We start from the raw sequence: 7,470 nt of genomic DNA, 5'->3' as shown, positions 1-7,470 counted from the left end.
CAGCCCGCCCGGCGCCAGGGCACGCGCCGCGCCGGCGGCGGCCGCCGCGCGATCGGCCGGCGGCAGGTGCAGGTAGATCCAGGCGACCAGGTCGAAGCCGGCCTCCGGGTAGTCCCAGGCGGCGGCATCGGCGACCACGGTGCGCATCGCCACGCCCCGCCGCTCCGCCAGGCGCTCGGCCTTCGCCATGCCGACGGGCGACCAGTCCAGCGAGGTGACGACCAGGCCCTGCTGCGCCAGCCAGGCGCCGTTGCGGCCCTCGCCGTCGCCGAGCGCCAGCGCGCGCATCCCCGGCGCGAACCAGGGACGCAGTTCCTCGAGATAGCGGTTCGGCGCTTCGCCGAACTGGAAGTCGCCGCTGGAATACCGCTCATCCCAGGCTAGAGACGTGCTCATGCGCCCGGCTCCCATCCCGGCGGGGCCAGCTCGAAGCCGGCGAAGTCGAAGGCCGGGCTGACGGTGCAGGAGACCAGGCACCAGCGCCCGCCGGCCGGCCGCGCGGCCTGCCACCAGCCCTTCGGGACCACGCCGATCAGCGCCTCCTCCGCGCCGAGGTCGGGGCCGAGGCGGATCTCCCGCACGGGCTGTCGCCCATCCGCCGAGAGCGACAGCACCAGCGGCCCGCCGGCCTGCCAGAGCCAGAGCTCGGCGGCGTCCACGCGATGCCAGTGGCTGCGCTCCGCGGCATCCAGCAGGAAGTGGATCGCCGTGCCGGCGCCGCGAAGCTTCTCCCCATGGGCCCCCTCCGGCGTGTCGCGCCAGACCTCGCGGTAATGGCCGCCCTCCGGGTGCGGGCGCAGGCCGAGCGCGGTGACCACCGCGTCGGCCCGCAGGCTTGGGTCGTCCAGCCTCACGCCTTTGGCGGCGCCGTGCGCGCCAGCGGCGGCAGCTCCGAGACCTGCGCGAACCACGCCGCGAGCCTGGGATGCGCCGGGCGCCAGGGCTCGTGCCCGAAGCGGAAGTCGAGATAGCCCAGCGCGCAGGCGACGGCGATCGCGCCGATATCCGTCAGGCCCTGCGGCGGGTCGGCCTCCAGCGTCGCCAGGCCGCGCTCCACCGCCGCCTTCTGGCGGGCGAGGAAATGCGCGCGCGTCTCGTCCTCGGGCTTGCCGAAGCGCATCCGGCGGAACACGGCGGCGTCCATGATGCCGTCGGCCAGCGCATGCATCACGGAGATGCGGATCCAGCGCGGCGTGCCGGAGGAGGGGAACAGGCCGGTCGCCTCGCCCACCGTGTCGAGATACTCGCAGATCACCGGGCTGTCGTAGATCGCGGTGCCATCCTCCAGCACCAGACACGGGATCTTGGAGAGCGGGTTGTCCTGTAGCAGCGACGCGGGCGAGCTGTGCGGATCGGTGGCCACCGTCGTGATCCGGTTGTCGATGCCGCGCGCGATGGCGCAGGCCATCACTTTCCGTGCGAAGGGGCTGGCTGGGCTGTGGTGCAGCTTCATGGTCAAGACGCTTCTATCCCTTGAAGTGATTTTTCGCTTCGCGCCGGGCGGTGAACTCCGCCAGGTCGCGCGCGCGCAGGAAGGGGTTGGCGGCCAGTTCCTGCGCCAGCGTGGTCGGCACGGTCGGGCGGCCCGCGGCGCGCAGCGCGCCGGCGGCCTCGGCCTCGGCCTTCAGCGCCTTGTTCTCCGGGTCCACATGCAGCGCGAAGCGGGCATTCGCCTCGGTGTATTCGTGGCCGCAGCAGAGCCGCGTGTTGTGCGGCAGGCGGGCGACGCGGCGCAGCGAGTGCCACAGCGCCTCCATGCCGCCCTGCTCCAGCGGGCGCCCGCAGCCCAGCGCGAAGATCACGTCGCCGCACAGCAGCACGTGGTCGGCGGCGAAGTGGAAGGCGATATGGCCGGTGGTGTGGCCTGGCAGGTGCAGCACCTCGGCCCGCGCGGCGCCGAGCGGCACCAGGTCACCCTCCTTCACCACCAGGTCGAGCGGGGGCAGGCGGTGCGCGTCGAGCGCGGCGCCGACCACCTTCGCCTCCGGGAAGCGGGCCTTCAGCCCCGGCACGCCGTTGACGTGGTCGCCGTGGTGGTGGGTCAGCAGGATGGCGTCCAGCCGGCCGCCGGCGGCCTCCACCGCGGCGATGGCGGGCTCCGCCTCGGCCGGGTCGCAGATGCCGACGGCGCCGGTCGGCCCGTCCTTCAGCAGCCAGAGATAGTTGTCCTGGAGGCACGGAACCGCCTCGACCCGCAACGACATGCCGTGCCTCCCACGAATCCAGGCGTCCCATTGGACGCGCGAAGGCCCTATATCACGCGCATGAGCACCGAGGTCCACGGGCTGGCCGCGTTCTACGGCTCACGCGGGGGAGAGACGGCAGCGCGTCTGGTGGCGGCGCGCATGGCCGCGCTGTGGCCTGCGCTGCCGCGCCAATCCGTTCTCGGCCTGGGATGGGTTGCGCCGTATCTCCGCCTATGGCCGGAGGCCGGCCGGCGGATCGCGCTGGTTCCGGGGCACCTCAACGGCGCGCATGACCTGCGAGGCCCCCCCGGCACGGCCACACTGCTGGCGGAGGAGGAGTGCCTGCCCTTTCCAGACGCCAGCTTCGACCGGATCGTGCTGGTGCACGGGCTGGAGGCGGCGGAGAACGCAAGGCGGCTGCTGCGCGAGGTCTGGCGCGTGCTGGCCGATGACGGCCGGCTGATGCTGGTGGTGCCGAACCGCGTCGGCATGTGGGCGCATCTGGACCGCACCCCCTTCGGCCATGGCCAGCCCTATTCGCGCGGCCAGATCGAGCGGCTGCTGGAGCGCCACCTGTTCCGCGCCGAACGCCGCGAGGCCGCGCTGTTCGTGCCGCCCTACGGCCTGCGCTGGATGGGCTCCGCCGCGCCGGCGCTGGAGCAGGCGGGGCGGGTCCTCTGCCCCAGGCTGGCCGGCGTGTTCATCGTGGAAGCGGAGAAGGACCTGTTCTCCGCGGTGCCGGCCGGGGCGGTGGCGGTGCGGCGGCGCGTGTTGGCCGCCGCCGCGGCCTGATCGACGCATCAACCGCGGGGTAACCGCGGCCATGCGATCAGGCCGGCATGGACGGCATGACCCAGACGCTCCCCGACGAGGCCCTGCGGGCTGCCCTGCGCGCCGAGATCGATCCGCGCATCGCCGAGCTGCGCGGCTTTCTGGACCGCCGGATCAGCGAGCTGAGCGCCGAGCTGCACGCCTCCGTCGAGCTGGCCGACATGGGAGAGGCACGCCTGTCCGGCGAGTTGGCGCGGATGCAGGACCAGATTTCCCAGCTGGTCGCGATGCCCGCCGCCGCCACGCGCAACAGCGGGCTCGAGCTGGAGGCCGTGGTGCAGGTCACCGAGGCGGCCGCCAACACGATCATGGAGGCGGCCGAGGCGATCGGCGACTGGATCGCCGCCGGGCGGGACGCCGCTACGGCGCCAGCCATCGCGGAGCGGGTGAACGCCATCTTCGAGGCCTGTGCCTTCCAGGACCTCACGGGCCAGCGCATCCGCCGGGCCATCCAGCACCTGCAGCAGGTGGAGGGCGTGCTGCAGACGCTGCTGCCGGATGGGACGGTGGTGCCGCGGCCGCGCGTGCAGGTGGCCACGCAGCTGCGCACAGTGGAGGCGCCGAAGGCCTCGGCCGACCTGGCGCAGGCGGATATCGACGCGCTGTTCTGACCCTTCGGCGCATCGCGCGGCGCCTTCCCCGGCGCGGGGACGGCGCCGCGTCGGTCAGCAGAAATGCGCGCCGCGAGTCTCGACCGGGACGGCGTAGAGCGACTGGCTCGCGGTCATGAACAGGATGTTCCGCCGCGCCCCGCCGAAGCAGACATTCGAGCAGATCTCCGGCAGCTTGATCTGGCCGATGCGGTCGCCGTTCGGCGCAAAGACATGCACGCCGTCGTAGCCGTCGCCCACCCAGCCGGCCGAGGACCAGATGTTCCCGCGCTCGTCGGCACGGATGCCGTCGGCCATGCCGTTCTTCCCCTCCAGCGCCATGGAGGCGAAGGTGCGCGGGTTGCGCAGGCGCGGGCCGTCCACGTCGAAGGCCCAGATGATGCGCTGCGCCTCCGGGTAGTGGCTGGCGCCGGTGTCGGCGACGTAGAGCGTGCGGTAGTCCGGCGAGAAGCAGAGGCCGTTCGGCTTGAAGGGCTCGTCGGCCACCTTCGTCACCTGACCGTTCTGCGCGTCGATCCGGTAGATCGCCTCCTTGATGAAGGGACGCGGGGAGTTGGCGGATTCCGGCACGCGCTCGCCCTCGTAGTTCATCAGCGCGCCATAGCCGGGATCGGTGAACCAGAGGCTGCCGTCCTCGGGATGGACCACGCCGTCGTTGGGCGCGTTGAAGGGGCCGTCGGGGCCGCGGGCGGCCAGCACCGTGACTCGGCCGTTCGGCTCGTAGCGGACCACGTCGCGGTGCAGGTGGCGGAAGGCGATGTGGCGGCCCTCCCGGTCGAAGGTGTTGCCGTTCGAGAAGCCGGCCGGGCTGCGGAAGCGGCGGCTGACCTTCATATCCTCCTCGGTCAGGCGCAGCGCCTCGTCGTTCGGGATGTCGGACCAGATGAGGAAGCGGCCGGTCGCGTGCCAGGCCGGTCCCTCGGCCCATTGCATGCCGGTGTGGATGCGGCGGATGGCGCTGTTGCCGAGCGGCGCGGTGAAGCGGCGCGGGTCGAGGGTGACGATATCGGGGTCGGGGTAGCGCTGCGGCGGCGCGTCGTCGCCGAAGCGGCGCTGTGCGAGCGCGGGTGTCGCGGCAAGCACGGTGGCGGCGGCCAGCAGGCCGCGGCGGCTGAGATGCGTGGTGGTCATGCGTGGCGTCCCTCCCTGAACCGCGGGCGGCGGCTCAGGGAGGGAGGATGGCACCCGCGCCGGTTGTGCCGGACGTCAAGGCTGCGCGAGAGGGCAGCCCGTCAGCACCTGCGCACCTCTTCCCCGCCGGAGCGGGGAAGGAAGAGGGACGTCAGGCGCGCTCCACGCATGTGGCGCCGTCAGGCGCGCTCGACGCACATGGCCACGCCCATGCCGCCGCCGATGCACAGCGTGGCCAGGCCGCGCTTCGCGCCGCGGCGCTGCATCTCGAACAGGAGGGTGTTCAGCACGCGCGCGCCGGAGGCGCCGATCGGGTGGCCCAGCGCGATCGCGCCGCCATTCACGTTCACCTTGGCCGGATCCCAGCCGAGGTCCTTGTTCACCGCGCAGGCCTGCGCCGCGAAGGCCTCGTTCGCCTCGATCAGGTCGAGGCTGGCGATGTCCCAGCCGGCCTTCTGCAACGCCTTGCGGCTGGCCGGGATGGGGCCGGTGCCCATGATGGACGGATCCACCCCCGCCGTCGCCCAGGAGACGATCTTCGCCAGCGGCTTGACGCCACGCTTGGCAGCCTCGGCCGCGCTCATCACAACCACCGCGGCGGCGCCGTCATTGATGCCGGAGGCGTTGCCGGCGGTGACCGTGCCGTCCTTGGCGAAGGCCGGGCGCAGCTTGGCCAGGACCTCGAAGGTGGTCTCGGGCTTCGGATACTCGTCGTCGGAGACGACCACGTCGCCCTTGCGGCCCTTGACGGTCACCGGGACGATCTCGTCCCTGAAGCGGCCGGCCTTCATCGCCTCGCCGGCCTTGCGCTGGCTCTCGGCGGCGAAGCGGTCCTGCTCCTCGCGGGTGAGCTGGTACTTCTGGGCCACGTTCTCGGCGGTGTTGCCCATGTGGTAACCCTGGAAGGCGTCCCACAGGCCGTCGCGCAGCATGGTATCCACCAGCTCGAGGCCGCCCATCTTGGTTCCGGCGCGCAGGTTCGCGCAGTGCGGCGACTGGGTCATGCTTTCCTGCCCGCCGGCCACCACGATCGCGGCGTCGCCGGTGGCGATCTGCTGGGCGGCGAGGGCCACGGCGCGCAGGCCGGAGCCGCAGAGCTGGTTGATGCCGAAGGCGGTGCGCTCGACCGGGATGCCGGCGGCGACCGCGGCCTGACGCGCCGGGTTCTGCCCGGCACCCGCCGTCAGGATCTGGCCGAGAATCACCTCGTCCACCTCCTCGGGCTTCACCCCGGCGCGCTCCATCGCCGCCTTGATGGCGACGGTGCCGAGCTGGTGGGCGGGGAGGCTGGCGAAGGCGCCGCTGAAGGACCCGACAGGGGTCCGCGCGGCGGAGGCGATGACGATCTCGGTCATTGGGGGGTTCTTCCCTTCCTCAGGAACTGGCGTTGGGCCCAGCATGCTGCGGCGCACGCGCGGCTACAACCCTCGAAGCCAGGCGAGCAACGGCCGCCACAGCGCCGCCTCGGCGCCGCTGCCGGCCGCCATGCCGATATGGCCCGCAGCGGCCTCGTGCACCACGGCGCCGGGCGGCAGCCGCGCGGCCAGGGCTCGGGCCGAGGCGGGCGGCACGATCCGATCCCGGTGCGGGATGGCCAGGAAGGTCGGCAGGCGCGCCTCGGCCGGGTCCACCACCGCCCCGGCCACCCGCCAGGCCAGCCGCGCCGGGGAGTTGGCGCCGTACCAGCCGCCCAGCGCCTCCCGCGCCACCGGGGCTGCGAGCGGGACGCCGTCGTTCAGCCAGTCCTCCAGCGCCACGAACAGCGCGGCGCGGGGCGAGGCAGGGTCCAGCCGGGCGAAGGCCCGGAACTTTCCGGCAACGCCCCACAGGTCGAGCCCCGTGAACAGCGTCTGGATCACGTCCACGGGAAGCGTGCCGCCGGCCTGCAGCACCGGCTCGATCCCCGGGAGCAGCGCCGCCGCCGCCTGCGCGCGGGCGGCCTCGGCCGGGGTCGCGTGGAAATCCCAGGGGGTGGCGAGCAGGCCCAGCGCGGCGACGCCCTGGTTTCCCTTGGCGGGCCGTCGCAGCGCGGCGGCCAGGGCGAGCAGGCCGCCCATGCAGTAGCCGACCAGGACGGCAGGCCCAGGCAGCCCGGCCAGCGCCCGCTCCAGCCGGCCGGCCACGTAGTCGGTCAGGGTGAAGCCGCGCTCCGCCTCGCCGGGCCAGCCCCAGTCCAGCAGCAGCGGCCGCACGCCCTGCCCAGCCAGGAAGCGCAGCAGCGAGGCGCCAGGCGCGAGGTCCAGCACATAGGCGCGGTTGACCAGGGAAGGGACGAAGACGACGGGCGGGCCGGCGGCCCCGGGCCCGGCGTAGTCCAGCAGCCGGCTGCCGCCCTCCGACCAGATCGCGGGCGGGTCCGGCAGGCTGCGGGCGTAGGGATGCCGGCGATAGGCCGCGATGCCGGCCAGCAGGGCGCGATCCTCGCGCAGCAGGCGCCGCAGCAGCGCGGCGCGGAATGCCTCAGGCGCGTGGCGTCCGGCGGCGAGGCTTGCCAGGATCCTTTGCCGCTCCGTCCGGCCCGCCTTCGAGATCGGCCAGGCGGCGTTCGAGTGCGGCCAGCCGTTCGCCGAGGGCATCATCGCGTCGGCGATCGCCAGCCATCCCCGGCTCGCCCCCAGCATCAGGTGCAGCGGCAGCGGGCGCGGGCCGCGGCGGCGGAGCGGCGCCGTCATGCGGCGCGGCGAAGGGCGGGAAGGGCGCGGCGCGGCCGA

General features: G+C 73.4%; 9 protein-coding genes. 2 read left to right on the top strand and 7 right to left on the bottom strand.

Annotation, left to right across the window (positions count from 1 at the left end; genetic code table 11):
* The 4 genes from OZN99_RS21070 to gloB form a co-directional block, all read right to left on the bottom strand.
* Nucleotides 1–396 (bottom strand): class I SAM-dependent methyltransferase (locus OZN99_RS21070; protein WP_270937219.1); only part of this gene is annotated, 396 nt, incomplete at its 3' end.
* Nucleotides 393–854, bottom strand: a complete 462-nt coding sequence (locus tag OZN99_RS21065; protein WP_270937218.1) for a cupin domain-containing protein — start codon at nt 852–854, stop codon at nt 393–395. The genes OZN99_RS21070 and OZN99_RS21065, both read right to left, overlap by 4 nt.
* Nucleotides 851–1,453 carry a glutathione S-transferase N-terminal domain-containing protein gene (locus OZN99_RS21060; RefSeq protein ID WP_270937221.1) on the bottom strand — a complete coding sequence of 201 codons (603 nt, stop codon included), beginning with the start codon at nt 1,451–1,453 and terminating at the stop codon, nt 851–853. Before OZN99_RS21060 ends, OZN99_RS21065 begins: the two co-directional genes overlap by 4 nt.
* Nucleotides 1,454–1,466: 13 nt before the next feature.
* Nucleotides 1,467–2,204 carry a hydroxyacylglutathione hydrolase gene (gene gloB / locus OZN99_RS21055; protein WP_270937217.1) on the bottom strand — a complete coding sequence of 246 codons (738 nt, stop codon included), beginning with the start codon at nt 2,202–2,204 and terminating at the stop codon, nt 1,467–1,469.
* A 60-nt stretch (nt 2,205–2,264) separates the two neighbouring features.
* Between gloB and OZN99_RS21050 the strand changes: the two genes are divergently transcribed.
* Both OZN99_RS21050 and OZN99_RS21045 read left to right on the top strand, forming a co-directional pair.
* Entirely contained in the window at nt 2,265–2,978 is a 714-nt protein-coding gene (locus OZN99_RS21050) for a class I SAM-dependent methyltransferase (RefSeq protein WP_270937216.1), read from the top strand.
* 56 nt (nt 2,979–3,034) lie between these two features.
* A complete protein-coding gene (locus OZN99_RS21045; protein ID WP_270937215.1) occupies nt 3,035–3,628 on the top strand; it encodes a hypothetical protein in 594 nt (197 codons plus the stop codon).
* Between the two features lie 54 nt (nt 3,629–3,682).
* Here OZN99_RS21045 and OZN99_RS21040 read toward each other — a convergent pair whose 3' ends face one another.
* From OZN99_RS21040 to OZN99_RS21030, 3 genes are all read right to left on the bottom strand, one after another.
* Nucleotides 3,683–4,759, bottom strand: coding sequence for an SMP-30/gluconolactonase/LRE family protein (locus OZN99_RS21040; protein ID WP_270937214.1), 1,077 nt, complete (start codon nt 4,757–4,759; stop codon nt 3,683–3,685).
* Between the two features lie 179 nt (nt 4,760–4,938).
* Nucleotides 4,939–6,114, bottom strand: a complete 1,176-nt coding sequence (locus OZN99_RS21035) for an acetyl-CoA C-acetyltransferase (protein ID WP_270937213.1) — start codon at nt 6,112–6,114, stop codon at nt 4,939–4,941.
* Between the two features lie 63 nt (nt 6,115–6,177).
* On the bottom strand, nt 6,178–7,470 hold a 1,293-nt coding region (locus OZN99_RS21030; RefSeq protein ID WP_408611880.1), incomplete at its 5' end, for an alpha/beta fold hydrolase.

Origin of the sequence: Falsiroseomonas oryzae (genome assembly GCF_027856955.1) — a bacterium.
Taxonomy (GTDB): domain Bacteria; phylum Pseudomonadota; class Alphaproteobacteria; order Acetobacterales; family Acetobacteraceae; genus Falsiroseomonas; species Falsiroseomonas oryzae.
The sequence above is the reverse complement of the archived record's forward strand: the minus strand, read 5'-3'. Positions and strand labels throughout refer to the sequence as shown.

Coding starts and splice junctions, on each gene's coding strand:
- OZN99_RS21060 (WP_270937221.1), bottom strand. CDS start 1,453: ATGAAGCTGCACCACAGCCCAGCCAGCCCCTTCGCACGGAAAGTGATG.
- gloB (WP_270937217.1), bottom strand. CDS start 2,204: ATGTCGTTGCGGGTCGAGGCGGTTCCGTGCCTCCAGGACAACTATCTC.
- OZN99_RS21050 (WP_270937216.1), top strand. CDS start 2,265: ATGAGCACCGAGGTCCACGGGCTGGCCGCGTTCTACGGCTCACGCGGG.
- OZN99_RS21045 (WP_270937215.1), top strand. CDS start 3,035: ATGACCCAGACGCTCCCCGACGAGGCCCTGCGGGCTGCCCTGCGCGCC.
- OZN99_RS21040 (WP_270937214.1), bottom strand. CDS start 4,759: ATGACCACCACGCATCTCAGCCGCCGCGGCCTGCTGGCCGCCGCCACC.
- OZN99_RS21035 (WP_270937213.1), bottom strand. CDS start 6,114: ATGACCGAGATCGTCATCGCCTCCGCCGCGCGGACCCCTGTCGGGTCC.